At 54.2% G+C, this 23,810-nt stretch carries 25 protein-coding genes; 19 read left to right on the top strand and 6 right to left on the bottom strand.

The features are described from left to right. Positions 1-34: 34 nt before the first annotated feature. Both PSE_RS26165 and PSE_RS26170 read left to right on the top strand, forming a co-directional pair. Complete coding sequence (locus PSE_RS26165; RefSeq protein WP_041769250.1) at positions 35-1,609, top strand: Re/Si-specific NAD(P)(+) transhydrogenase subunit alpha; 1,575 nt, start codon at positions 35-37, stop codon at positions 1,607-1,609. A 13-nt stretch (positions 1,610-1,622) separates the two neighbouring features. Further along, positions 1,623-3,056, top strand: coding sequence for an NAD(P)(+) transhydrogenase (Re/Si-specific) subunit beta (locus PSE_RS26170; RefSeq protein WP_014290420.1), 1,434 nt, complete (start codon positions 1,623-1,625; stop codon positions 3,054-3,056). Between the two features lie 82 nt (positions 3,057-3,138). Here PSE_RS26170 and PSE_RS26175 read toward each other — a convergent pair whose 3' ends face one another. The 3 genes from PSE_RS26175 to PSE_RS26185 all read right to left on the bottom strand — a co-directional run bounded on the left by PSE_RS26175 (position 3,139) and on the right by PSE_RS26185 (position 5,412). Then, entirely contained in the window at positions 3,139-3,531 is a 393-nt protein-coding gene (locus PSE_RS26175) for a hypothetical protein (protein WP_014290421.1), read from the bottom strand. Between the two features lie 172 nt (positions 3,532-3,703). Next, positions 3,704-4,597, bottom strand: a complete 894-nt coding sequence (locus tag PSE_RS26180; protein ID WP_014290422.1) for a DUF5666 domain-containing protein — start codon at positions 4,595-4,597, stop codon at positions 3,704-3,706. After that, positions 4,594-5,412, bottom strand: coding sequence for a DUF6502 family protein (locus PSE_RS26185; RefSeq protein ID WP_014290423.1), 819 nt, complete (start codon positions 5,410-5,412; stop codon positions 4,594-4,596). The genes PSE_RS26180 and PSE_RS26185 overlap by 4 nt, the downstream gene beginning before the upstream one ends. A gap of 152 nt (positions 5,413-5,564) precedes the next feature. On the opposite strand from PSE_RS26185, the gene PSE_RS26190 reads away from it, so the two are divergent. Genes PSE_RS26190 through PSE_RS26200 form a run of 3 tightly spaced genes read left to right on the top strand, consistent with a single transcriptional unit; the run spans position 5,565 to position 9,306 of the window. Further along, positions 5,565-7,202, top strand: a complete 1,638-nt coding sequence (locus PSE_RS26190) for an AMP-binding protein (RefSeq protein WP_008551189.1) — start codon at positions 5,565-5,567, stop codon at positions 7,200-7,202. Next, complete coding sequence (locus PSE_RS26195) at positions 7,202-8,515, top strand: membrane protein (RefSeq protein WP_014290424.1); 1,314 nt, start codon at positions 7,202-7,204, stop codon at positions 8,513-8,515. Before PSE_RS26190 ends, PSE_RS26195 begins: the two co-directional genes overlap by 1 nt. 2 nt (positions 8,516-8,517) lie before the next feature. Further along, the gene (locus PSE_RS26200; RefSeq protein WP_014290425.1) at positions 8,518-9,306 is read left to right on the top strand and encodes an enoyl-CoA hydratase-related protein; all 789 of its coding nucleotides are present in this window, start codon (positions 8,518-8,520) and stop codon (positions 9,304-9,306) included. 57 nt (positions 9,307-9,363) lie between these two features. Here PSE_RS26200 and PSE_RS26205 read toward each other — a convergent pair whose 3' ends face one another. After that, a complete protein-coding gene (locus tag PSE_RS26205) occupies positions 9,364-10,263 on the bottom strand; it encodes a LysR family transcriptional regulator (protein ID WP_014290426.1) in 900 nt (299 codons plus the stop codon). Between the two features lie 130 nt (positions 10,264-10,393). Between PSE_RS26205 and PSE_RS26210 the strand changes: the two genes are divergently transcribed. Genes PSE_RS26210 through PSE_RS26220 form a run of 3 tightly spaced genes read left to right on the top strand, consistent with a single transcriptional unit; the run spans position 10,394 to position 12,087 of the window. Next, positions 10,394-10,939, top strand: coding sequence for a carboxymuconolactone decarboxylase family protein (locus PSE_RS26210; RefSeq protein WP_008550845.1), 546 nt, complete (start codon positions 10,394-10,396; stop codon positions 10,937-10,939). A gap of 51 nt (positions 10,940-10,990) precedes the next feature. Next, complete coding sequence (locus PSE_RS26215; protein ID WP_008551220.1) at positions 10,991-11,455, top strand: nuclear transport factor 2 family protein; 465 nt, start codon at positions 10,991-10,993, stop codon at positions 11,453-11,455. Between the two features lie 14 nt (positions 11,456-11,469). Continuing rightward, entirely contained in the window at positions 11,470-12,087 is a 618-nt protein-coding gene (locus tag PSE_RS26220) for a pyridoxamine 5'-phosphate oxidase family protein (RefSeq protein WP_014290428.1), read from the top strand. A gap of 91 nt (positions 12,088-12,178) precedes the next feature. Here the strand turns inward: PSE_RS26220 and PSE_RS26225 are convergent, their stop codons facing one another. Beyond that, positions 12,179-13,120 (bottom strand): LysR substrate-binding domain-containing protein, encoded by a 942-nt coding sequence (locus tag PSE_RS26225; RefSeq protein ID WP_008550904.1) that lies wholly within the window; start codon positions 13,118-13,120, stop codon positions 12,179-12,181. Between the two features lie 144 nt (positions 13,121-13,264). On the opposite strand from PSE_RS26225, the gene PSE_RS26230 reads away from it, so the two are divergent. The 7 genes from PSE_RS26230 to PSE_RS26260 all read left to right on the top strand — a co-directional run bounded on the left by PSE_RS26230 (position 13,265) and on the right by PSE_RS26260 (position 19,549). After that, on the top strand, positions 13,265-13,780 hold the full coding sequence (locus PSE_RS26230) for a TRAP transporter small permease (protein WP_014290429.1): 516 nt from the start codon (positions 13,265-13,267) through the stop codon (positions 13,778-13,780). Position 13,781: 1 nt separating this feature from the next. Then, the gene (locus PSE_RS26235) at positions 13,782-15,068 is read left to right on the top strand and encodes a TRAP transporter large permease (protein ID WP_014290430.1); all 1,287 of its coding nucleotides are present in this window, start codon (positions 13,782-13,784) and stop codon (positions 15,066-15,068) included. Between the two features lie 95 nt (positions 15,069-15,163). Further along, entirely contained in the window at positions 15,164-16,168 is a 1,005-nt protein-coding gene (dctP, locus tag PSE_RS26240; RefSeq protein ID WP_014290431.1) for a TRAP transporter substrate-binding protein DctP, read from the top strand. Positions 16,169-16,313: 145 nt separating this feature from the next. Then, entirely contained in the window at positions 16,314-16,643 is a 330-nt protein-coding gene (locus PSE_RS26245; RefSeq protein WP_014290432.1) for a (2Fe-2S)-binding protein, read from the top strand. Next, a complete protein-coding gene (locus tag PSE_RS26250; protein WP_041769253.1) occupies positions 16,636-18,051 on the top strand; it encodes an NAD(P)/FAD-dependent oxidoreductase in 1,416 nt (471 codons plus the stop codon). Before PSE_RS26245 ends, PSE_RS26250 begins: the two co-directional genes overlap by 8 nt. Beyond that, positions 18,048-19,163, top strand: coding sequence for an FAD-binding oxidoreductase (locus PSE_RS26255; RefSeq protein WP_014290434.1), 1,116 nt, complete (start codon positions 18,048-18,050; stop codon positions 19,161-19,163). Before PSE_RS26250 ends, PSE_RS26255 begins: the two co-directional genes overlap by 4 nt. 35 nt (positions 19,164-19,198) lie before the next feature. Then, positions 19,199-19,549 carry a RidA family protein gene (locus PSE_RS26260; protein WP_014290435.1) on the top strand — a complete coding sequence of 117 codons (351 nt, stop codon included), beginning with the start codon at positions 19,199-19,201 and terminating at the stop codon, positions 19,547-19,549. A gap of 33 nt (positions 19,550-19,582) precedes the next feature. On the opposite strand, the gene PSE_RS26265 is transcribed toward PSE_RS26260, so the two are convergent. Then, positions 19,583-20,191, bottom strand: coding sequence for a TetR/AcrR family transcriptional regulator (locus PSE_RS26265; protein ID WP_008551248.1), 609 nt, complete (start codon positions 20,189-20,191; stop codon positions 19,583-19,585). Between the two features lie 283 nt (positions 20,192-20,474). Here PSE_RS26265 and PSE_RS26270 point away from each other — a divergent pair, with 283 nt between their 5' ends. The 4 genes from PSE_RS26270 (at position 20,475) to PSE_RS26285 (ending at position 23,779) form a co-directional block, all read left to right on the top strand. Then, positions 20,475-20,837 carry a hypothetical protein gene (locus tag PSE_RS26270; RefSeq protein ID WP_014290436.1) on the top strand — a complete coding sequence of 121 codons (363 nt, stop codon included), beginning with the start codon at positions 20,475-20,477 and terminating at the stop codon, positions 20,835-20,837. A gap of 131 nt (positions 20,838-20,968) precedes the next feature. Then, the gene (locus PSE_RS26275; protein WP_014290437.1) at positions 20,969-21,646 is read left to right on the top strand and encodes a response regulator transcription factor; all 678 of its coding nucleotides are present in this window, start codon (positions 20,969-20,971) and stop codon (positions 21,644-21,646) included. Beyond that, entirely contained in the window at positions 21,639-23,039 is a 1,401-nt protein-coding gene (locus tag PSE_RS26280) for a sensor histidine kinase KdpD (RefSeq protein ID WP_041769255.1), read from the top strand. Before PSE_RS26275 ends, PSE_RS26280 begins: the two co-directional genes overlap by 8 nt. 95 nt (positions 23,040-23,134) lie before the next feature. Further along, positions 23,135-23,779: a DJ-1/PfpI family protein gene (locus PSE_RS26285; RefSeq protein ID WP_014290439.1), complete on the top strand. Its 645-nt coding sequence runs from the start codon at positions 23,135-23,137 to the stop codon at positions 23,777-23,779. Positions 23,780-23,810 lie beyond the last annotated feature (31 nt).

The following is a 23,810-nucleotide window of genomic DNA, read 5'->3' on the forward strand; positions in this document are numbered from 1 at the left end:
CTGGAAACCTATTTAACAGGCAAGAGGTTAGAACATGATCATAGGGGCTGCCAAGGAAGTCCTTGACGGGGAACGTCGGGTCGCGTTGACGCCGGACAGCGCCCGACAGCTGCAAAAGCTGGGATACGAGTGCGCTATTGAATCCGGTGCAGGTGAAGCTGCAAACTTCTCTGACAAAGATTATACAGAGGCTGATGTAAAGGTTGTCGCAGACGCAAAAACGCTCTGGGAAACCTCAGACATTGTTATCAAAGTCCGTCCGCCCGAAACTTCTGAACTGGAACTGACGCACGAAGGACAAACCGTCATCAGCTTCTTCTGGCCAGCCCAGAATGGTGAGCTCCTTCAGCAGTTTGCCGATAAGAAGGTGAATGTGCTGGCGATGGATATGGTGCCGCGTATTTCCCGCGCGCAGAAGATGGATGCTCTGTCATCCATGGCCAACATCGCCGGTTATCGCGCTGTTATTGAAGCGGGTAACAACTTCGGTCGCTTCTTCACCGGTCAGATCACCGCTGCTGGTAAAGTGCCACCAGCCAAAGTGCTCGTCATCGGCGCTGGCGTTGCCGGCCTTGCCGCAATCGGTGCTTCCACATCTCTGGGCGCAATCACTCTGGCCTTCGACGTTCGCCCGGAAGTGGCTGAGCAGGTCGAGTCCATGGGCGCTGAGTTCGTTTATCTGGACTTTGAGGAAGAGCAGCAGGACGGCGCAGCCACAGGCGGCTATGCCTCTGTTTCTTCACCGGAATTCCGTGAAGCACAGCTGGCGAAGTTCCGTGAGCTGGCACCGGAAGTCGACATCGTCATCACCACAGCTCTGATCCCAGGCCGCGATGCGCCTGAGCTCTGGACCGAAGACATGGTCCAGTCCATGAAGCCGGGTTCCGTGATTGTCGACCTCGCTGCTGAAAAGGGCGGCAACTGTAAACTGACCAAGATGGACGAGAAGATCGTCACCGAAAACGGCATCACCGTGATCGGCTACACAGACTTCCCATCCCGCATGGCAACGCAGTCGTCTACGCTGTACGCAACCAACATCCGTCACATGATGACAGACTTGACCCCTGAGAAGGACGGTCAGATCAACATCGACATGGAAGACGATGTGATCCGCGGTGCAACGGCAACCAAGGACGGGGAAATCACCTTCCCGCCACCAAAGCCGAAAATCGCTGCGATTGCTGCCCAAAAACCGAAGGAAAAAGCACCAGAGCTGACGCCGGAAGAACGCCGTGCCGCTGAAGTTGCGGCCTTCAAAGACCAGACCAAGAAGCAGGTTGCTCTGCTTGCTGGTGGTGGCGCGTTGCTGCTGCTCGTTGGCCTTGTTGCACCAGCAAGCTTCATGCAGCACTTCATCGTGTTTGTTCTGGCTTGTTTCGTTGGCTTCCAGGTTATCTGGGGTGTTGCACACTCTCTGCATACTCCGCTGATGGCTGTCACCAACGCGATTTCTTCCATCGTTATCCTGGGTGCACTGTTGCAAATCGGGTCTGGCAGCTGGCTTGTCATTCTCCTTGCTGCTGTTTCAGTCTTTATGGCTGGTATCAACATCTTCGGTGGCTTCCTCGTAACCCGGCGCATGCTCGCCATGTTCCAGAAGTCTTAAGGGGGCCGGTACTATGGAATTTGGTTTCACTACCGCCGCTTATGTTGTTGCGGCTGTTCTCTTCATTCTGTCTCTGGGTGGTCTGTCCGGTCAGGAAAGCGCTAAGCGTGCTGTATGGTACGGTATCGCGGGTATGGCACTGGCAGTTGTTGCCACGCTCATCGGTCCGGGTTCCGGCCTCTGGCTGCTCTCCGTCATCCTGATCGCCGCTGGCGGCGTGATCGGTTACTACGTGGCACAGCGCGTGCAGATGACCGAAATGCCTCAGCTGGTTGCTGCGATGCATTCGCTGGTTGGTCTGGCTGCTGTGTTCGTTGGCTTTAACGCTGATATCGAGCTGGGCCGTGTGCTTGCAATGGACGACACTGCACGTAAAGCACTGGAAGGCTTTGCTGCGGTTCTGGCGAAAAAGACCAGCGTTGAAGTCTCCATTCTTCGCGTAGAAGTCTTCCTCGGCGTGTTCATTGGTGCGGTGACCTTCACTGGTTCTGTCGTTGCATTCGGCAAGCTGGCAGGTAAGCTCAACTCCAAGGCGATCAAGCTGCCGGGCGGTCATGCGCTCAACGCAGGTGCTGCGATTGCTTCCATTATTCTGGGCATCATGTACTTCAACGACGCAGGTATCTGGACTCTGATCCTGATGACCCTGCTGGCATTCTTCATCGGTTACCACTTGATCATGGGTATCGGTGGTGCAGATATGCCTGTTGTTGTTTCCATGCTGAACTCCTACTCAGGTTGGGCAGCTGCAGCGATTGGTTTCTCCCTCGGCAACGACCTTCTCATCGTTGTGGGTGCGCTCGTTGGTTCCTCAGGTGCAATTCTCTCTTACATCATGTGTAAGGCGATGAACCGCCACTTCGTCTCCGTTATTCTGGGTGGCTTTGGTAACACCTCTGGCCCTGCTCAGGAAATCGAAGGCGAGATGGTTCCAACCGATACCGACTTCGTTGCAGAAACGCTTTCTGAAGCTGACCGCATCGTCATCGTACCAGGTTACGGCATGGCTGTTGCTCAGGCTCAGCAGTCCGTTTCTGAGCTGACCAAGCGTCTGCGTGACAAAGGTAAAAACGTACGCTTTGCAATCCACCCGGTTGCAGGTCGTCTGCCAGGTCACATGAACGTTCTGCTGGCTGAAGCGAAAGTACCTTACGATATCGTTCTGGAAATGGACGAGATCAACGATGACTTCCCGGATACAGATGTTGTGATCATCATCGGTGCGAACGACATCGTGAACCCGGCCGCACAGGAAGATCCAAACTCTCCAATCGCTGGCATGCCAGTTCTGGAAGTCTGGAAAGCCAAGCACGTGTTCATCTCCAAGCGTGGTCAGGGCACCGGTTACTCCGGTATCGAGAACCCACTGTTCTACAAGGAAAACTCTCGCATGTACTACGGTGATGCAAAGTCTTCCATGGACGCCCTGCTCGGCAAAATCAGCTAAGCTGAATCAGAGTTGAAACAAAGAAACCCCGGAGTGTGATGAACACTCCGGGGTTTTGCTTTTAGCAAAAGAGAGCCAAACTCTATTTCACTTGCATCTTATAGTTATCGTGGAGATAGCGCAGCGTGCTCCGGTTTGCATATTTCGGCATAGAGTACTTAGTCGAGAACTCATCTGGACCGCGATAACCTCTCTTTGGCGTATAGATAATATCTACGCCTTTGAACTTTTTGCCTTTGCACTTGCCTTTTTCAGGTACCCAAACGCTTCGAACAATTTTTACGGAGCCGTGCTTCGGTTCTTTTTTGAGTTTAACCTGAGCAATCGGGCCTGAACTGCACAATTGACTATTGTAATAAAAGTGCCTGTTCACAATCGTAGATCTGTTTGCACGAACATCACCAGAGTGGTCTTCAGCCATCGCAACGCTGGTTCCGGCAAGCAAAAAAGCAATTGCAGCAATTTGCCTAATCATCTCAATCCCCCAACAACATCATTTAGTTGCTTAATCTCATTTGCTCTCCGCAGAGCAATAAAGAGCTAATGCCCGCAATTTTAATCGAGCACAACCGTATGGGGTAGATATACGCATGTATATGATATTGATCAGGAACGCGTAGTTCAGATGCAACGCGTTCCTGTGTCTCTTACTGACAGCCCAGCTTCTCAAGCAATTCCGGGCTCGCATCAGCTGTGGAGTTACCACCGAGCTTACCGTCGTAGCCGCAGAGGCGGACTTTGGCGGTTTCGTCGATCATGTCGGGTTGGTCGGTGAAGGCGACCATGCCGGTGCCGAGGAGGGTGTAGAGGCCCTTGGAGGTTGGTGGAGACAGGTAGCCTTCCGCCTGAACCAGGCCAACTTTGCCGTCAAAAATGCCGGTTTCCAGAGAAGTGGCGCGGATGCTGCCGGCTTCAGGAATACCGGTTACCCGAATAACATCACCAGATTCCACGTGCTGCGGAATGATGCCTGCGATCAGGGTGTTTCCGATCTGAGGCACATTACTGGCGCCGACGGAAAGGTTGCTACCAATGATCACGGCGGACTGGCGTGGCGGAACCACTTCAACGCGTGTTGCGACCACATCTTCATCCTGCCAGAGACCACTGATCGCGACCCAATCACCTTGCTTCACAGTGGTCGCAATGGACAGCGGAACATGGACAGCTGTTCCCATGATCTCAAAGGTTCTGCCGGTCTCATCGGAGCTGATTTCTGAGACTGGACCAATGATTGGCAAAATGCGGCGGATGCTTTGAGCTTCCCAGTTTGCACCTGTCAGATCAGCCACAACGGCGACCGTATCACCCGGCACCAGCTGCGCGGCAGTAAGAGGGCCAAGTTCGTTTTTCACCGGCAGATCAGCAGGGAAGGTGATCCGCTGCTCGTTGACGATGATACTGCCAAGGCGTGTGATTGTACCGACAATGCCGGTCCCCAAAATACCGCCTTCACGCTCCTCTTCTGCATGTCCTGCAGCTGGAGCAATCAGAAAACTGGACGCAATCAGAGCGGAAAGTGTGTGCCTCCAAACCATCATGCAGCCGCCTCATCAGAGGACGGCTTTTTTGGAAGGACGTAGGCCCCAAAGGCAAAACGGCCATTTGCGGTCTGTTCCGCATCATTCATCTGCATCTCCCTCGCCAGAGCGTTGACTTCTTCCAAAAGCATCTGGGCTTTCTCTTGCGTCAGCCTGTTCAGCGTCTCGACTGACTCATCAGATAAATGTGAGTAGCGCAGGATTCGATCAAAATTGAGGGAGGTTCCTTCAGGAGCAATTAAGTTGTGGGTAGCCGCTGTCAGATGGGTGGAAAGCGTCGCCTGATAGGCCGCGACCTGTTCTGCACTTCCAGCAGCCGGAAGTAAGGCATGAGTCAATAAACGATAAAATCCGTCATCTAATTCCGTAACGACACCTTGTTCAATAAGCGCTTCCAGAACCGTTCCCGGCGCCATATCTGCGCGCGTCAAACGCACAAGTTCATCAAAGCCCGGTTCCTTTTCACTCCCGTGCCGAGGCAGGTCGCGCGGCGTTCCTTCACTGCTTTGAAACTCCGGCGCGGTGGCCCAATAGCTGATGGCGAGCGCAGAGGCATTAACGGATTTCTTAAGAGAACCGCCGTTTTCGTCGGTTCGTAACCGCTTGACATCCTTACGATGAATTCCGGTCTTCAGGCTAACCCGACTGTCTGTCGTTTTGCCTGGGGTTTCCTCCAGTGCGGCTTGCAGCAGGGCGCGTTTTAAGGCCTCGGTCGCTGGCCCGATTGTGACGCCACGCGCCACCATCGCTTTCGCCAGCGGGGCAAGAAGCGCTGTGAGGGCAGTCTCAAAAGGGTCTGTTTGCTCGGGACTCATTTCCGTTTCCTGTGCTGTCCAGTTCTCTAATCATTACACCAAAATTTTTCATCCTACGAATTCGTTACTGCTTGTTGAACACTTGTTATACTCAAATGGGAATTTTTCCCATTATCTAGAATGAGTGTTTATCACCATAAGAGGGACTCGCCATGCGGGATATTGCTGCAGATTATCTAAATGACATTCGGCCAGTGTTTCCGGCCATGCCAAAACTGGCAGGGGTTGCACCACGCAATCCGCTTCTGTCGGCATTGAGCGATTTTGATCAGGAACGTTTTCTGGAATTTGGATGGGGACCAGAAACCGCGCCACGCTTTCCAACCATCATTTCCGCAATGAACCACTTTATGGCTGCACAGCCAAATGCCATCGCTGCTGAGTATCAGGGAGAGGAGATCAGCTACGGTGCATTGAACATTGCTGCCAATCGGCTGGCCAACACGCTGGTTCAGCACGGTGTAAAGCGTGGAGACGCCGTTTGTCTCTACCTACACCGTTCCATTCCAATGATCGTGGGCATTGTCGCCGCCCTTCGTGTTGGCGCTGCTTACATTCCGCAACACGTGGGCGTTGCTCCGGAAAAGACGCTGAGCCACATCGCCAATATCACGGGCGCGAAAGTCATCCTGACACTGCGCGAGTTGCGCGAGCAGGTGCCTGTCGCAGAAGGGCAAACGCTCATTTCCATTGAAGATGTGATGGAAGATGACGCACTGCCAACCATGCCACCATTGGGAGAGCAGTACAAAACTCAGCCTGATGACCTTTGCATGATCCTGTTCACCTCTGGCACCACAGGTGTTCCAAACGGCGTTCAGGTCACACACAAAAACCTATGTAACATTCTACAAACCGGACCGGGTGACCTAGGTATGCGTCCGGGGTTGCGGGTGGGTCAAATTCTCTCCATCGCCTTTGATATGGCGGCCTGGGAAACTCTTGGTGCAATCTCCAACGGTGCAACGCTCGTCATTCGCGGCAAGAGCATTCAGGAGACAGCAGAGAAAGTGGATGTGTTGATCGCAACACCGTCCATTTTGAACTCCCTTGACCATTCCCGTTGCCAGCAAGTGCAGACCGCCGCTGTTGCCGGTGAGCCTTGCCCGCGTCCACTGGCGGATGCATGGAGCAGTTTCTGCCGGTTCTACAACTCTTGTGGCCCGACTGAGACCACCATCATCAACACAGCAGAACCGCACTATCCGGGCAAGGAAGTGCTGTCCATCGGTCGCCCGACACCAAACAACACGGTCTACGTTCTGGATGAAAATCTGCGCCCTGTTGCCATTGGTGAAAAAGGTGAGATGTGGGCCGGTGGTGATTGTGTGACCGCTGGCTACCTCGCCAATCCGGAACTGACACTGGATCGGTATCGTCCGGACCCATTCCGTCCCGGCCACATGATGTTCCGCACCAAAGACCTTGGTCGCTGGACCAATACCGGTGAGCTGGAACACTTCGGGCGCGTTGATGATCTGGTGAAAATCCGCGGCTTCCGTGTGGAGTTGGATGGGGTTTCTAACACATTGGAAGCAACGGAAGGCTGTGATCAGGCCGTCACGCTCAAGTTCGATAGTCGCAATCTGGTGGCCTTTGTCAGCCCTGCGAACGTGAGCACAGAAGATGCCGCTCAGTCTGTGAAAGACAAACTTCCTTACTATTGCAGTCCAACGCTGATCCTTGCCATGGATGAGCTGCCTCGCACGCCACGCGGCAAGTTGGACAAACGCCTGCTGTTGAAGCTGGCACAAGACCATATTGACGCTCAGGGTGTGGAGTTAAATTAATGACCATTGAAGCAACAGCTGCCGAAACGCGCAGCTATAACTGGCGCCGTGTAACTCGCCATCCATCTTTGATGGAATACAACCGACTTGTCGTGCTCGTTGCGGTGGTCAACATTGCAGTTTTCATTGCAGGCTTGCAGGATGGCCGCTGGTTCTCTGAAACCGGCTTTGCGCTTGGCGCCATTGCAGATATGGCGTTGATTAACCTGTCTCTGGGCATCTTAATCCGCCAGCAGCGGGTGGTGAATGCGCTGTTCTGGCTGGCAACCCGCATTCCAACCAGTTGGCCACTTTGGATCCGCTGGGGCGCGGGCAAGGTGTTCCACTTTGGCGGACTTCATTCCAGCAGCACCGTATCTGGTACAATCTGGTTTGGTTTTTTGCTGTACGCGATGGTGGCAAATCGTGTTGAAGGGGCAGCTCTGCCATCTGACCAGACGCTTGCTTTGAGCGGTGCCATGGTTGCGCTGATGGTTCTGCTGATCATCACAGCACAGGGTGGTTTCCGGGCGCGCTATCACAACACCTTTGAAAAGGTACACCGCTTTGTGGGCTGGACTGTTCTGGGTCTTTTCTGGGCACAGACGATCTCCATCACACAAGATACAAGTGGCGTTCTGCTGGAAACTCCAGCTTTCTGGATGCTTTGCCTGATCACGCTTTCCATCGTCTCCCCATGGTTGACACTGAAGCGTGTGAAGGTGGATGTTGTTAAGCCGTCCAACCATGCGGTTCTGGCAAAGTTCAACTACGGAGACACTCCGTTCCCGGGCAGCTCCAACGCCATCAGCCACACACCATTTGGCGAGTACCATGCCTTCGCCAACATCCCATCCCCGCATGAGCCGGGATATCGCCTCGCAATCAGCCGGGCAGGGGACTGGACCGGTGAGTTTATTGAAAACCCGCCAAGCCATGTTTGGGTAAAAGGCATCACCACCTCTGGTGTGGCTCGCATCGAAGTGCTGTTCAAGAAGGTGGTCTACGTGGGAACAGGGTCCGGCATTGGACCTATCGTACCGCATTTGCTTGCAGGCAAAGTGCCGAACAAGGTGATTTGGTCCACACGCAATCCGCGTAAAACCTACGGCGATGCTTTCGTGGATGAGATTATGTCCAGCACAGAGGATCCGGTGATTTGGGATACAGATGCCCAGGGCAAGCCGGACCTGACAGCTCTCACAATGAAAGCAGTACAGGAGAGTGGGGCGGAGGCCGTGATTGTGATCTCCAACCAGAAACTGACCCGCAAACTCGTTCATGACATGGAAAGCCTCGGCATTCCTGCCTATGGCGCAATCTGGGATAGCTGATCATGTATGAAACCATTGAAACATCTGTCGAAGGGCGCGTGGCAACCATCCGCTTCAATCGCCCGAAAGCTCTGAATGCGCTGAACTCCAAGGTTCTGGAAGAAGTGCTGGATGCGGCAACCAAATATGACGCCAATCCGGCAATTGGGTGTCTGATCCTGACCGGAAACGAGCAGGCCTTTGCTGCTGGTGCTGATATCGCTGAGCTCAACGAGCAAGACTACGCCAGCATGTATGCCAGCAACTTCTTCACCGGATGGGATCGCTTCGCTGCACTCCGTATTCCGAAGATTGCTGCGGTTTCCGGTTATGCTCTTGGTGGCGGCTGTGAAGTTGCCATGATGTGCGATATCATTCTGGCAGCTGACACTGCCAAATTCGGCCAACCAGAAGTGAAGATCGGCTGTATTCCGGGCATTGGTGGGTCTCAACGCCTTACCAAGCTGGTCGGCAAAGCACGAGCGATGGATCTGATCCTGACGGGCCGTATGATCGATGCGCAAGAAGCGTACGATATGGGCCTCATAAGCCGAAAAATCCCGGCAGACGAACTGCTTTCCGTTGCAAAGGAAACGGCTGGGACTATCGCAGGCTATGCACGGGACATCACCATGATGGCCCGGGCCTGTGTGAATGCAGCCGATGAGAACTCGCTGGAAAATGGCATCCGCTTTGAACGGCAGATGTACCATGCGCTGTTTGGCTCTCCCGCTCAACAGGAGGGCATGACTGCCTTCCTTGAAAAGCGTAAGCCAAACTTCAATGAGCAGGCTAAGCTGGAAGACGCTTAGAGCTCAAGAAAGCGCCCGGGTGTGAGAGGGTTACCCCGGGCGTTTTTTTCTGGTGAACTATTCGCCAATGAAAGGATTGTCCCGCAATCTCTTGGCAGCAAAATCCACGAAGGATCTCACCTTCGCACTGGCACGCCGGCCTTCCATGTAAACGATATGGACCGGGAGTGGATCGGGTTCATACTCCTCCAGTGCCAACTGCAATGCTCCGTTCGCCACATCCTTCGCCACCTGATAGGACAGCAGGCGCGTGATCCCGGCGCCTCCCGTAGCGGCCTGAATGGCAGCGCAGTTCTGGTTACAGCGCAGGTGAGGTTTGATCTTCACCACCTCCGATTTTTCGCCAGAAAACTTCCATTGATTGCTGGTTTCCACCGCAGTGGGCTGGATGATCTTGTGGTCTGCCAGATCGGACGGGGTTTGCGGAACTCCATACTCCGCAAAATACTCAGGAGCGGCACAAATCACACGGCGGATGCTCCCCACGCGAGTGGCATAAAGGCTGGAATCCTGCAGGTTCCCGATACGAATGGCCACATCCAGATTGTCTTCCACCATATTGACGATGCGATCATAGAACACTGCATTGACGCTGACTTCCGGATAGAGATCCAGATACTGGGTGATCAGAGGGATGATGTACTTCTGCCCGAACAATACGGGGGCTGTGATGGAAAGCTCCCCAATCGGCTTTGCGAAACTGCCCGTTACTGCGGCTTCCGCCTGTTCAACGCTTTCCAGAATGCCTTTCACGTCACACAGATAATGCCGACCCGCATCTGTCAGGCGGACATGGCGGGTGGTTCGGTTGAACAATCTTGTGCCAAGGGATTGCTCCAGCCGGGCGACGGAGCGGGTCACCGCAGGAGCTGAAAGGCCAAGCTTTTTGCTGGCTTCCACGAAACTCTCCCGCTCAGCCACCTCCACGAAGACCTGCATTGTTTCAAGTTTGTCCATAACAATCCCGCAATCACACTCATTTATTACAGCAAGTGTAATAGTGAATTGCACAGAAGCCCAATTATTTCCTTTCAAACATTGGTTACATGAAGACCATCATCCGGTTTCAATAATAAGGAGATAATCAATGTCACGCATTTCTACCCCATCCTCCATCGAAGCCGCTCCTCAGGAGTCTCAGGCTTCCCTTCAGGCCGTTAAGTCTCAGCTCGGCTCCGTGCCGAACCTGTTCCGTATCGTTGCCAACAGCCCGCAAACCCTGGAAGGTTACCTCGGTTTGAACGGCGCGCTTGGCAAGGGAACTTTGCCCGCCGCAACCCGAGAGCGTATCGCTCTGGCCGTGGCCGAGCTGAATGGCTGTAACTACTGCCTCTCCGCACACACCTACCTTGCATCCAACCTTGCCAAGCTCTCTGAAGATGAGATCGTGAAGAACCGCAAAGGCAGCTCAGAGGACGCGAAAGCCGCTGTTGCTGTTGAGTTCGCGGTCGCCGTCGTCAAGAACCGCGGTCAGGTTTCCGATGCAGCAGTGCAGGCTGTGCGCGATGCAGGCTACTCCGATGCAGAGCTCGTTGAGATTGTTGGACATGTGGCCCTGAACACGCTGACCAATTACATGAACGAGGTTCTGGGAACGGAAGTGGACTTCCCAGCCGCTAAAGAACTTGCCTGATACCACAGGCAGGTGGGGCCCAATCCACCTGCCACCCTTCCGGAGATCGTCATGACCAGACCACCACTCCCACCGTTCACACGGGAAACAGCCAGCGCCAAGATCCGTGCGGCGGAAGATGGCTGGAACTCAAGGGATCCGCAAAAGGTTGCATTGGCCTACACGCCAGACTGCCAATGGCGGAACAGAGCCGAATTTGTAACCGGTCGCCACGAGATTGAGCAGCTGCTCACTCGCAAATGGACCCGAGAGCTCGATTACCGCCTTATTAAAGAGCTATGGGCCTATGAAGGTGACCGCATCGCAGTTCGCTTTGCCTATGAGTATCATGACGACTCCGGACAGTGGTTCCGCGCATATGGCAACGAAAACTGGGAGTTCGCAGAAGACGGCCTGATGAAGCGCCGCATTGCGAGCATCAATGAGCACACGATCAAGCCGGAGGAGCGCAAGTTCCATTGGCCCCTCGGTCGCCGCCCGGATGATCATGCCAGCCTGAGTGATCTGGGTCTTTAACTGGAGGAACCCCCATGTATTCCAGTGATATTGCCTTTACGCCCACCGTCAAAGCCATCCAGAGCCGCAAAGGCTCGCGCCATGGCTATGCCAGCATGGAAGAAAGCGGTGGCTGGAAGACCGAAGTCACCGACGATCTGGCGCAATACATCGCCGCGCAGCGCAGTTTCTTTCTGGCAACCTCCAATGCAGATGGTCAGCCATATATTCAGCACCGCGGCGGACCGATGGGTTTCCTGAAGGTGCTCGACAATCGGCGCCTCGGTTTTGCGGATTTTCGCGGCAATCGGCAGTACATCAGTCAGGGCAATCTGGAGGACAACTCCAAGGCCTTCATCTTCCTGATCGATTACCTGCAAAAGACCCGCATCAAGATCTGGGGCACGGCGAAAGTCATTGAAGACGATCCTGAGTTGATCGAGCAATTGATGCAATACGACCAGCCTTATCGCGCCGCGCCGGAACAGGCGATCATCTTCACCATTGATGCGTGGGATGCCAATTGCCCGCAGCACATTCCTGTGCGCGTGGATGCAGAATGGGTGAGATCAGCGCTGGAAGAAAAAGAACAGAAGATTGCAGAGCTGGAAGCACAGATCCAGAAGCTGCAAAGCGCCGTACAACCTAGTTGAACATAAAATAGCGGGTGGGCAACCTCACCCGTTACTGCGTATTCCCGAGACTTATCTGGCCCTAATATCGGGAATACGCACTATCTCTTTTCTATTGTGGGCCACCATAAAAATCACCCCACTGCTTCTTCTCAATCTCTGTCACCGCCGCAATCAACTTTGCAGCGAACGCATCCGCCAATGCAGACGCCGGTCGTTGGGATGGCAGCAGAATGGAGATCGCCAACACCACCTTTGGCGCAAACGGACGGAAGACAAGCGAGCTGTGTTCCCGGGCCGTGTTCAGATAGCCATCCGCTGTCATCGGGTCACAAATGCAGTAGCATAGGCCATCTTCCACCAGCTTCAGCGCAGGCAAAAAGTTGCGCAGCTCAAAGCGTTGGTTGAACTCCGCTCTCTGGTCCTCAAAAGCCATCCGCGTGGAAACGCAGTTCGGATGCATCTCCGGCAGTGTTGCCAGTGGTTTGCCGGAGAGGTCTTTCGCCTCAATAATCTCCTTGCGCGCCAGCGGATCATCGCTGCGCAGGGCACAGATGCAGTTGAGCAGAAAGTCATGGGTGAACAGGGCCGTGTTCGGGGCAGGGGTCTCAGCCAGACCGACATCATACTGCTGAGAAGCCACCCACTCCTCAATCACGTTGGAACCGCGCATCATCAGCGAGACCTTCACATCCGGCTTGTCCTGCACAAACTCTGAGATCAGCTGCGGCACAAGCACCTGAGAAGACGCAGGCATGAATGCCACGTTGAGCCGCCCCTGTTGCAGGGAGCCGATCTCGCGCATGGTTCGTGTTGAGCGCGCCAGACGATCCAGAATGGCTTCAGCCTCTCCCAAAAAGAACTGCGCTTCCGGTTTTCGGATCAGTTTGCCGCGCTGCCGCTCAAACAACTCTATGCCCAGTTCCTGCTCCAGATTGGAGATCAGAGAACTTACCGCAGGTTGCGTTCGGCCAAGAGTACGTGCCGCTTCAGAGATGGAACCGGTGCGCATCACTTCACGAAATGCCTGCAACTGTCGAAAACTCAGGTTCATGTAACTGCCTGTAATTGTGAGGCAATCACATGCCCCATAACTTTTTTCTATACATCAATAGATTAAATCATTTTGATTTTATAGGTCAAAGTCGAAATCTTCCCCGAAACAGCACTGCGGACATCTACTTAGGGAGGATTGCTGATGGATCGCTTTATGAGCCTGCTGTTGACGGGGCTGATCTGCCTTGTTGCATTGGGCCAGTTTGTACAGGTGATCACGCGATACTTGCTTGAGATCCCAGTCCTGGGGCTGGAAGAGAGCCTGCTTTACCCAACAATGTGGCTTTACATGGCCGGTGCGGTGAACGCATCGCGCGAAAACAGCCATATCCGCGCCAACGTTCTTGAGATCTTCCTCAAAACACCAAAGCAAGTGGCCGTCCTCGCGCTCATCGGCGAAGCGCTGAGCCTCGTTATCGGCTGCTGGCTGACCTATTGGGCGTGGGACTTCACCAAATACTCCATGCGGGTCTGGAGAGAGAGCCCAACCCTCTACATCCCAACCTTCTATGTGGACGTGGCGTTGATCACCGGCCTTGTGCTGATGATGGTCTTCACTGCAATCCAGCTTGGCCGCCACATCTATCAGGTCGCGACAGGCAACTACCCACCATCAGCCACAACCACAACAGAGTCCCAACAAGAGGAGCTGGCCTGATATGGTTGAGATTGCACTTCTTTCCGTTGCAGTTCTCGTTATTCTGCTCACTCTTGGTGTGCCGCTGCCCTACTGCTTTGGCGCGGGCCTGATGACCATGTACTTCGCTGGTGACGTCATCATGAAGGGCAACATGCTCTGGGGCTTCCAGCAGCTTGGCAACCCTGTTCTGCTTGCTATTCCGCTGTTTGTGCTGGCGGGCACGATCATGAGCGTCAGCGGCATTGCCGCCAGTTTGCTCAACTTCGTCAACATCTTCATCGGCCATCTGCGCGGCGGTCTGGGCGTTGTGGCAACTGTCAGCTGTGCGCTCATTGGGGCGATCTCCGGCTCCGGCCTCACCGGTGTGGCCGCGATTGGTCCGCTTCTCATTCCTGAAATGGAAAAGCAGGGCTACCCGCGCGCTTATGCAACCGCTCTCATCGCCAACGCTTCTCTGCTCGGTCTGCTGATCCCACCAAGCGTGACCATGATCGTCTACGGCTGGGTGACAGACACATCCATCCTTGCCTGCTTCCTCGCAACGCTTGGCCCGGGCCTGCTGATCATGTCCAGCTTCTCTGTTGTGAACCTGCGTCTGGCACGCAAGTTTGACCTGAAGCTGGAAGATCGCCCGCGCGGCAAAGCCTTTGTGCAGGAAGCCAGCCATCGCGGTTTCAAGGCAACCCCGGCGCTGCTCATGCCCGTCATCATCCTTGGCGGCATCATGACGCCGACTGAAGCAGCAGCTGTTGCAGTGATCTATGCGATTCCTGTTGGCTTCCTCATCTACCGTGGTCTGGATGCCAAAACATTCCTTGGTGCAGGTAAAGAGGCAGCAACCTCCGTTGGCGCGATCATGCTGATGATCCTGTTCTCCATGATCCTTTCCCAGATGTTCGTTCTGGAAAGCGTTCCTCAGGAGCTGGTAGAAGCGATCTTCTCCATCACTGAGAACAAGATCCTGCTGCTGATCCTCATCAACATCCTGCTCTTCCTTGTGGGCATGGTGGTGAACGACGTGACCGCGATCATCCTGATTGCTCCGCTACTTCTGCCACTTATGGAAGCCATCGGTATCAGCCCGATCCAGTTTGCAGCGATCATGGGCGTGAACACAGCCATGGGCGGTGTGACCCCTCCATATGCGTCGATCCTTTATCTGGGCGCACGCATCGGCAAGGTGCCGGTCACTCAGGTGATCCGCCCGGCCATGATCCTGATCCTGTTTGGCTATCTGCCAGTGGTGTTCCTGACCTCCTTCTGGTCAGGCCTGTCTCTCTTCATTCCCCGGCTCTTTGGTTACTGACCCCATCACCAGACAAGAGCCCAAAGCGAGCTGTGGGAGCAGCTCCGATAACAGCAACCTCAGTTGCGATTGAAAACAAAACACAGAGGTGAACTATGATTTTGAAGGCATTGAAAACGACCCTTGCGCTGGCAACCATCATTGGTGGTGTAAGTGCAGCATCTGTCGCCCACGCCAAAACGCTGAAGATCAGCCACATCCGTCCGCAGGGTGCAACTGTTGATCTGGAAGTGAAAGACCTGGCTGAAGAGCTGAAAAAAGCAACCAATGGCGATCTGAAGCTGAAGATCTTTGCAGCAAGTGCACTGGGTGATTACACCACTGTGCAGGAGCGTATTTCCGTTGGTGCAATCGACATGGCTGTGCAGCCGGCAGCAACCGCTGTTGAGCGTAAAATGCAGATCAGTGCCTTCCCATATGTGGCAGAAAACTGGGAGCAGGCGCAGAAGATTTATGGTCCGGGCGGCGCAATCCATGACGCGATGAAAGAACTTTATGCCAAGCAGGACATCACCATGCTGGCAGCTTATCCGGTGTACTTCGGTGGTATCGCGCTGAACCGCGATGCTGTTGCTCCAGGCGACCCAAATGCTGACAAAGGCATCAAGGTTCGTGTGCCTGGCATCAAAAGCTTCCAGCTGACCGCAGATGCGCTGGGTTACATCAGCTCCCCAATCCCATTCTCTGAAGCTTTCACCGCTGTGCAGACCGGTGTTGTTGACGGTGTGGTTGGTTCCGGCGCTGAAGGTTACTACGCCTCTTTCCGCGATGTTGCGAAAACCTACATCCCGGTGAACACACACTTTGAAGTCTGGTACCTGATCATCAACTCTGAGCGTTTTGAAGGCCTAGATGAAAGCTCCCGCAAAGCGCTCGTAGAAGCTGCGAAAGAGTTTGAAGCCAAGCGTTGGTCCAAAGCTGAATCCGATCAGGGCGCGTTTGAGCAGAAACTGGCAGACTATGGCGCAACCATTGTCAGCCTCTCTGATGATGAGCTGGCAGCAGCGGCCAAGAAAGTACGCGCAGACGTATGGCCACAGATCCTGAACGACGTTGGTGCTGACTGGGGTCAGTCCATTCTTGAGAAAATCAAGAACTAAGCACTCAGACCGCTAGGTCTCCAATCGGATCAGGCAGTCTCGTTCCCCCACCGGCCCCGACCCCGGTGTCATCGAATTGCCTGATCCGCCCGGTTTTGGAGGCGTTTGCCTCCCAATTGAAATGTGCCAGTAAAAGGCAGGTCCAATGTTTCGCTCACTGCGCAAAACCGAGACCCCGAATGTCTCCATCACCATAAACGGGCAGGCGGTTCAGGTAGCTGAAGGCTCCAGCCTTTGGGCAGCCATGGCGCTTTCCGGCACAACGCAAACCCGTCTGGCCTCCGTCTCCGGCGATCAGCGCTCCGCCTATTGCGCGATGGGCGTGTGCTTTGAATGCCTTGTTGAGATTGATGGCGTCCCCAACCAACAGGCCTGCCTCGCCAAGGTTTCTGAAGGAATGGAAGTTCGCAGTCAGCTGCTGACCGAACAGTCCATTGCTCCACTTGGTTCAGATGAGGGAGCGCAGCATGACTGAGATTTTTGACCTCGCCATCATCGGCGCCGGCCCCGGCGGCATGTCTGCCGCCTTACAGGCCGCAGAGTTTGGCGCCTCCGTTGTGGTTCTGGACCGGAAGGCGACACCCGGCGGCCAGATCTACCGCGACGTTACGCAAAGCCCTTTGCTGGATCCATCCGTTCTGGGTGTCGAATACACAGAGGGCGCAGAGCTGGTGAACGCCTTCCTTGAGGCAGACATTGACCGCCACCAGAACGCAGATGTCTGGCACATTGGCGAGAACGGCGAAGTTCTCTATTCGCAAGACAACCAGACTCGCCGCCTTGTCGCCCGCGAACTCATCATCAGTCCCGGCGCTATGGAGCGTCCGTTCCCCATTGAAGGCTGGCATCTCCCCGGTGTGATGACCGCTGGCAGTGCGCAGGTGATGTTGAAATCGGACGGCATGGTGAAAGACGGTGCTATCTTCGCAGGCACAGGCCCGCTGCTGTACCTGATCGTCGCCCAATACCTGCGCCTTGGCGTCACCGTTAATGCCGTAGTGGACACAACACCAGCTGGCGGTGTCGGTCGCGCTCTGCAACATCTGGGCGGTGCGCTGAGCAAACCAGCTTACCTCATCAAGGGCCTGAAGCTCCTCAACGAGATCCGCAAAGCTGGCGTTCCGGTCTTTCGCCACGCATCCGATCTGAGCGTTCTGGGAGAGAGCAAGGCTGTTGGCCTCCAGTTCAAACAGGATGATCGCACACACTCCGTCAACGCAGACCACATCTTCCTGCATCAGGGCGTTATTCCCAACCTCAACATGACCCGTGCCCTTGGTATGGACCATCACTGGTCAGAGCAACAGCTCTGCTGGACGCCGACACTTGACGATTGGGGCCAGAGTTCCATCCCGCACATCGCTGTGGTTGGTGACGCCGCTGGCATTCAGGGTGCTGAAGCAGCTCGGCACGCAGGCCGTCTGGCTGCGCTGCAAGCTATGCACAAACTTGGCAGGGTGGATAAGTCGGATCTGGAGAGCATGAGTGCGGACCATTTGAAGGCGATGAACTCGTTCAAAACCTTTCGCCGTTTTCTGGACACTTACTACGCGCCTCCAACACAGCAACGCATTCCAACGCAAAATTCGACGTTGGTATGTAGATGCGAGGAACAGACCGTTGGACAGCTGCGTACCGGGTTCGAGCAAGGCGCGAAAGATCCCAATGCTCTCAAGGCGTTAACACGCTGTGGCATGGGTCCATGTCAGGGCCGTCAGTGCGGTCATACAGTCAGCGAGCTGCTGGCGGACTGGCAGAGCAAGCCTGTCTCAGAGGTTGGTTACTACCGCCTGCGCTCCCCACAAAAACTGCTAAGTGTCGAAGAACTCAGTCATTTTCAGGAGGTGCAACCTGCACCAAAACCAGCCGAGGTGTCCGCATGAATTTTGATGCAATCATCATTGGCGGTGGAATCCACGGCAGCGCAACAGCCTATCACCTTGCAAACGCTGGCATAAAAGCTCTGGTGTTGGAGAAAGACTACGTTGGCCGCCATGCCTCCGGCGTGAACGCAGGCGGCGTACGCTTGCTGGGCCGCGACTTTGCAGAAGTTCCCCTCTCCAAAGAGGCCATGACACGCTGGCAAACGCTGGATCAGGAGCTGGGTGCCGACACCGGCTTTCGCCGTCGCAGCCTGATCAACATCGCAATCGATAATGCGGATATGAGAAAAATCAGCAGTCGCATCAATCAGCTAGCAGAGCTGGGTTATGATCATGAAGTCCAGATCAACCAGCAGGAACTGCGCGATCGCCTGCCTCATGTTGCACCCAACTGCGTTGGCGGTGTCGTCTCTGAACAAGACGGTTATGCCATCCCCTACAAAGCAACCAGCGCATACCGATTAGCTGCTGAGCGCGCAGGAGCGGTCTTTCATGAAGGCGAAGCTGTTCAGTCTTTACGCCAAATCGGCGCCAACTGGCAGATCACGACTGACAAGACAACCTATAATGCCGGCATTCTGATCAACTGTTCCGGCGCTTGGGCTGACAAAACCGCGGTTCTGATGGGCGACAATGTCCCCCTCTCACACAGCGCGCCCATGCTGATGATCACTGCCCGCATGCCGCACTTTGCCGGGCCCGTGGTTGGAGCTATCTCACGTCAGCTGTCGTTCAAGCAGTTTGAGAATGGAACTGTTCTGATCGGCGGCGGAGCCAAGGGATTTGCGGACCGTGACAACAACCGCACAACGCTGGATTACAAGAAACTGGCGCTCGCGGCTGAGACGACTAAGACCTTCTTTCCTATCATGAAAAAGGCCGTCATCAATCGTATGTGGGCTGGATTAGAGGCGTATATGCCAGACAATCTGCCGGTGATCGGCGCAGGTGTGAATGCACGCAACGCCTACCATGCTTTCGGGTTTTCCGCGCACGGTTTCCAGCTTGGGCCAATTGTGGGGGATGTTCTCACTCAGTTGATCACCACCGGCAAATCCAGCTTTGATCTGAACCCGTTCCGCATTGATCGCTTTGAGCGCAAGGTGCTCTAACTCTTCAATTTTCCAAGACAACAGGAAGTAAACCAATGACCATTGAACGCGTGGACTCCAACCACCGCATGAGTAAGATCGTCAAGCACAACGGCACCATCTATCTGTGCGGCCAGACCGCTGCAGATAATCCAAGCTGGGACATCACCGAACAGACCCGGCGCTGTCTGGCAAAGGTTGATGCTCTGCTGGAACAAGCTGGCAGCGACCGCAACAAGATCCTGTCCACCACCATTTATGTGCGCGATATGAAAGACTTCGCGGCAATGAATGCAGTTTGGGATGCATGGGTTGCAGATGGCGAGAAACCAGCGCGCGCCTGTGTGGAAGCACGCATGGCTCGTCCAGACATTCTGGTTGAGTTCACTGTGGTTGCTGCGCAGTAAGATTAAGCTGAGCCCGCGTTAGCTGCGGGCTCGCTATTTCTGAACGAGGCCTTCCACCATCACCTCCCAGGAAGCCAGAAAGCGCCGTTCCACCTCGTTATTGGTGCCCTCAAGACGGCTCAGGATCAGAGTTCCTTCAAACAACTCAACGATGGCTTCGACGATATGCGTTGCATTCGCTTTGCGGATCACACCGTTTTCCATCCCCTCGACAATCTGTTCGCTGATACGGCTGCGCAGCAGGCCGAAGAACTTCTTCAACACCACGCGCGCAACGTGGTGCTTGTAAAACTCCACCCAGATTGCCGTCAGTTCTGAGTGTGTTCCAAGGTAAATCAGCGTGGTCACACAGATGGAACGGATGCGTTCCAGCACATCAGCATCTGACTCTGTTTCCTCCTTGATCTGCTCAACAATCTCGTCATCGCACATCTGCAGATACTCAGCCAGAATCTCATCCTTACTGGCAAAAATGGAGCCGATGCTTTGCTGGGAAAGCCCGGTTTCCTTGGCAATATCCTTGAAGGTGGTGTTGAAATAGCCGTTACGCGCGAAACAACACAAAGACCCTTGAAGAATGATCATACGATCATCCTGCAGTGCAGCCGGAATATCCTCTCTGCTTTGCTGGGGGCCCTTCATAAACGCTCTCCAAAGTCTCGGTTACGACCTGTTTCAAGTCGCAATACGGCTGTTTTCAGCGATTCAAGAGAGACGCTAGCATGTAATCATGCCCCCCGCGCCGGATGATCACGGGCAAGGTTGATACGCTTTTTTCCCGTTCACTAAGCTGAAAGCTTCCTTTGATTTGAGTTTGACGAATTTATGCAAGCTTACAAACTTGTAAAGTTGGTGTCCGGCAGCTGAAAAACTGGCGGGCTACTCCTTGGATGTCCCGGCAATAACGCCCCCAAGGAGATACATTATGAAAACAATCAGTATTTTGATGAGTTCTGTTCTTTTAACCGTTGCTTCAACTGGTTTTGTCGCTGCTGCTGGCACACCTGCCCCGGAGGCCGACCTTCAGATCAATACACCTTTCATTGTTGCCGATGCCCGCTCTGTTCAGGAAGAACACCGCGCTGAAAAAGCAGGATCCTGCAAAGATTACGACGACTCTTCTGAACACGGAGAAGGGCATGATGAACGCAACGAACACGACGACCGTGATGAGCACGATCGCTACGATGATCATGACGAAGATCGCAACCACGACGCTTGCGACCGCCACGATGAAGAAGTGGAACGGGAGCACGAACACGAGCGTTCAAGCCGGTCACACGGCTAATACTTCCCGCGGGTAGTCCCCAACACCGCCCGAGGAAGTGCGCATCAACGTTTCCAGACGTTGATGCGCTTTCTTGACCGGATCAACTGGTTCGTGCAAACACAACGTACTGCAGTTACTCAGAGTATCTTATGCGCATTCTTTTGCTGGAAGATGACATCGAAATCGGAACATGGGTTGAAGACGGCCTCTCCAAGGCTGGTCATGTGATAGATTGGGTCAAGGATGGCCACGATGCGTTTTTAAATGCAACGACACGCGAGTATGATGTCATCGTTCTGGATCGAATGACACCGGGTCTTGATGGCCTGTCGGTTTTGAAAGCACTGCGCTCCACCAACAACTCTGTCCCCGTCCTGTTTCTCACCGCGCTTGGTTCTGTCGAAGACCGGGTTGAAGGGTTGGATGCTGGCGGAGATGACTATCTGCCTAAACCCTTTGCTTTCTCAGAGCTTTTAGCCCGCGTTTCCGCGCTTGGTCGCCGCCCCAGTACCAACTCAGCTGAGACAACAAGCTGCCTTGAAGTGGAAAAGTTCCAACTCAATTTGCTGAAACAGCAATGCACCCGAGCAGGCCAGCCGGTCCCGCTCAATGCAAAAGAGTTTCGTTTGTTTGAAACCTTCATCCGCAACAAAGGCCGTGTATTGACCAAGAACATGTTGCTGGAGAAGGTTTGGGACATGAATTTCGACCCCACCAGCAGTGTGGTAGAGACCCATATCAGCCGCCTGCGCAGCAAAATCGAAAAGCCGTTTGATATTGAACTGATCCGGACCATTCGCGGGGCAGGGTACATACTGGATGATTAGGTCGTTCAAACACCTCTGGCAAATGTCCGCCTTACGTCAGGCCTTTGCGCTGACATTGGTGTTTCTGGGCGTGCTGCTGGCAACAGGTTTGCTGGCAGATGTCTCCATTCGCGCGAACCTCAATCAAACCATCGACAATGAGCTGCTGGACAAGTTTGATCAGATCAAGACTGATCTTTCTCGCGGGGCAACCTATCAGTCGATTGCCGGCTCTTACCAATCAGAATCGGAGCATTTCAGCGTCGATGAGTTCATCAGTTTCAAGTCTGACACAGGCAAGATCTACGGCTATCCGATCCCTGATCTATATGGCGAAACCGGTTTCATAAACCTCGCACCCTATTACTTTCATGAGGACGAAGAGGATGAGGAGAGCGGCGAGCATGTTGAATCCGAGACCAGCTGGCGAGCTTATGTAGGCCGCGTCCCCGGTGGCACGCTTGTTGTGGGTGCAAGCCTGCGGACACGTAACCAGTTACTGAACACACTGCCTTATGCGTTCCTGTTCAGCGGCGGTGTGATGATGCTGATCACGCTTGGTGGTGGCCTCTGGTTTGGTTGGCGGGCGCAGCGTCGTCTCTCCAAAATCACGCATGCTCTTGACCAAATCGCAGCCGGAGATCTGACAACCCGGATTGCCCCTCAGGACTGCAAGGATGACCTCGACATCCTTTCTGTGAAGCTGGATGACACCACGCAGCGGCTCGCAACAACTCTGCAGCAGGTTAGAGACCTTTCCGTCAATATTGCGCATGATCTGAAGACACCCCTTACACGGCTCAGAGCTCAGTTGGAGCAGACGCAGGAGCAGAACCTGAAGGGTATCAGCGATGCTGAGGGTGTTGCTGCTGCACTGAGGAAAACGGATGAACTGCTCGAAGTCTTTGATGCATTGCTGCGCATTTCACGCATCCAGTCAGGTGAAAGAAAGAAGCAGTTTCAGCAGCTCCAGTTGGATACGCTGGCAAATGAAGTTGCTGAGATCTATCAGGCTGTCATTGAGGAAACAGGCCGGTCATTCTCTTTGGAAATCAATGAGGCGACCACGATCAATGCTGACCGTGTGCTGCTCATTCAGGCGCTTGCCAACCTCATCGAAAATGCTCTCCGCCATACACCTCAGGACGCTCAGGTCACCCTTTTCGTATCAGGCAACACTCTTGGCTTGAGGGACAATGGCCCTGGTATTCCGGTAGAGTTCTATCCGCGCGTGCTTGAGCCAATGTTCCGAATGGAGAAAAGCCGCAGCACACCGGGCGCGGGGCTCGGTCTGGCACTGGTTAAAGCCATCGCGGATTTGCATCAGGCCGAGTTAATTTTGTCTGCACCTGCTTCAGGCTCGGGCCTCAGTATCGAGTTTGTTTTCGCAAAAGAGCAAACAGGAGCAAACTGACTCAATCACGGTTCAAAACCGAACTGATTGCCAAACAGTTTGCTCAGTGCGCCATGTCATCTTTCACACCAAACATTTTGGAGTGAGGTGTACTCATGAGCAGCAAGATCCTTCTGATTACCGGTGACTTTGGTGAGGACTACGAAGTCATTGTTCCCTTCATGCTGCTGAAAGCCATTGGATATGAAGTGCATGTTGCCTGCCCGCAAAAGCGGGAGGGGGATACCGTTGCCTCCTCCATTCATGACATCAACAAAAACTACCAGACCGTGACCGAGTGGGAAGGGCACCGCATCAACATCAACGTAGCTCTCGACCACCTCAATCCTGCTGACTATATCGCGCTGGTTCTCCCCGGTGGTCGCTCCTGCGAATACTTACGCACCTATCCGATTGTGCGGGAGGTAACTGCACATTTCATTACGGAAAACAAGCCAATCGCATCCATATGTCGGGGTGTTCAGATCCTGCTATCCACGGGCCTTTTGAAAGGCAAAACCATGACCGGTAACTTCGTCTGCGAGACGGAAGTTCAGATGGCGGGCAACACCTACGAGAAGCTGAACTATGAGGGCGTGGTGGTCGATGGTAACATCGTTTACGGCGTGGAATGGCACGGCCTCTGGGCCTGGATGCAGGCATTCATGGAAAAGCTTGGTGTCTCCATCGAGCTACCGCCTAAGGATGGGCGCGTGAAACCCATTCCGGGTGAAGGCTACACCTATAAAAGTCTCGGTTAGAGCACCATATAATTGATGCTCTAACCGATTG

The sequence above is a fragment of the Pseudovibrio sp. FO-BEG1 genome, from assembly GCF_000236645.1.
Lineage (GTDB): Bacteria > Pseudomonadota > Alphaproteobacteria > Rhizobiales > Stappiaceae > Pseudovibrio.

Bases quoted from the DNA above. Each gene is read 5' to 3' on its own strand.
- PSE_RS26165 (WP_041769250.1), top strand. From the start codon at position 35: ATGATCATAGGGGCTGCCAAGGAAGTCCTTGACGGGGAACGTCGGGTC.
- PSE_RS26170 (WP_014290420.1), top strand. From the start codon at position 1,623: ATGGAATTTGGTTTCACTACCGCCGCTTATGTTGTTGCGGCTGTTCTC.
- PSE_RS26175 (WP_014290421.1), bottom strand. From the start codon at position 3,531: ATGATTAGGCAAATTGCTGCAATTGCTTTTTTGCTTGCCGGAACCAGC.
- PSE_RS26180 (WP_014290422.1), bottom strand. From the start codon at position 4,597: ATGATGGTTTGGAGGCACACACTTTCCGCTCTGATTGCGTCCAGTTTT.
- PSE_RS26185 (WP_014290423.1), bottom strand. From the start codon at position 5,412: ATGAGTCCCGAGCAAACAGACCCTTTTGAGACTGCCCTCACAGCGCTT.
- PSE_RS26190 (WP_008551189.1), top strand. From the start codon at position 5,565: ATGCGGGATATTGCTGCAGATTATCTAAATGACATTCGGCCAGTGTTT.
- PSE_RS26195 (WP_014290424.1), top strand. From the start codon at position 7,202: ATGACCATTGAAGCAACAGCTGCCGAAACGCGCAGCTATAACTGGCGC.
- PSE_RS26200 (WP_014290425.1), top strand. From the start codon at position 8,518: ATGTATGAAACCATTGAAACATCTGTCGAAGGGCGCGTGGCAACCATC.
- PSE_RS26205 (WP_014290426.1), bottom strand. From the start codon at position 10,263: ATGGACAAACTTGAAACAATGCAGGTCTTCGTGGAGGTGGCTGAGCGG.
- PSE_RS26210 (WP_008550845.1), top strand. From the start codon at position 10,394: ATGTCACGCATTTCTACCCCATCCTCCATCGAAGCCGCTCCTCAGGAG.
- PSE_RS26215 (WP_008551220.1), top strand. From the start codon at position 10,991: ATGACCAGACCACCACTCCCACCGTTCACACGGGAAACAGCCAGCGCC.
- PSE_RS26220 (WP_014290428.1), top strand. From the start codon at position 11,470: ATGTATTCCAGTGATATTGCCTTTACGCCCACCGTCAAAGCCATCCAG.
- PSE_RS26225 (WP_008550904.1), bottom strand. From the start codon at position 13,120: ATGAACCTGAGTTTTCGACAGTTGCAGGCATTTCGTGAAGTGATGCGC.
- PSE_RS26230 (WP_014290429.1), top strand. From the start codon at position 13,265: ATGGATCGCTTTATGAGCCTGCTGTTGACGGGGCTGATCTGCCTTGTT.
- PSE_RS26235 (WP_014290430.1), top strand. From the start codon at position 13,782: ATGGTTGAGATTGCACTTCTTTCCGTTGCAGTTCTCGTTATTCTGCTC.
- dctP (WP_014290431.1), top strand. From the start codon at position 15,164: ATGATTTTGAAGGCATTGAAAACGACCCTTGCGCTGGCAACCATCATT.
- PSE_RS26245 (WP_014290432.1), top strand. From the start codon at position 16,314: ATGTTTCGCTCACTGCGCAAAACCGAGACCCCGAATGTCTCCATCACC.
- PSE_RS26250 (WP_041769253.1), top strand. From the start codon at position 16,636: ATGACTGAGATTTTTGACCTCGCCATCATCGGCGCCGGCCCCGGCGGC.
- PSE_RS26255 (WP_014290434.1), top strand. From the start codon at position 18,048: ATGAATTTTGATGCAATCATCATTGGCGGTGGAATCCACGGCAGCGCA.
- PSE_RS26260 (WP_014290435.1), top strand. From the start codon at position 19,199: ATGACCATTGAACGCGTGGACTCCAACCACCGCATGAGTAAGATCGTC.
- PSE_RS26265 (WP_008551248.1), bottom strand. From the start codon at position 20,191: ATGAAGGGCCCCCAGCAAAGCAGAGAGGATATTCCGGCTGCACTGCAG.
- PSE_RS26270 (WP_014290436.1), top strand. From the start codon at position 20,475: ATGAAAACAATCAGTATTTTGATGAGTTCTGTTCTTTTAACCGTTGCT.
- PSE_RS26275 (WP_014290437.1), top strand. From the start codon at position 20,969: ATGCGCATTCTTTTGCTGGAAGATGACATCGAAATCGGAACATGGGTT.
- PSE_RS26280 (WP_041769255.1), top strand. From the start codon at position 21,639: ATGATTAGGTCGTTCAAACACCTCTGGCAAATGTCCGCCTTACGTCAG.
- PSE_RS26285 (WP_014290439.1), top strand. From the start codon at position 23,135: ATGAGCAGCAAGATCCTTCTGATTACCGGTGACTTTGGTGAGGACTAC.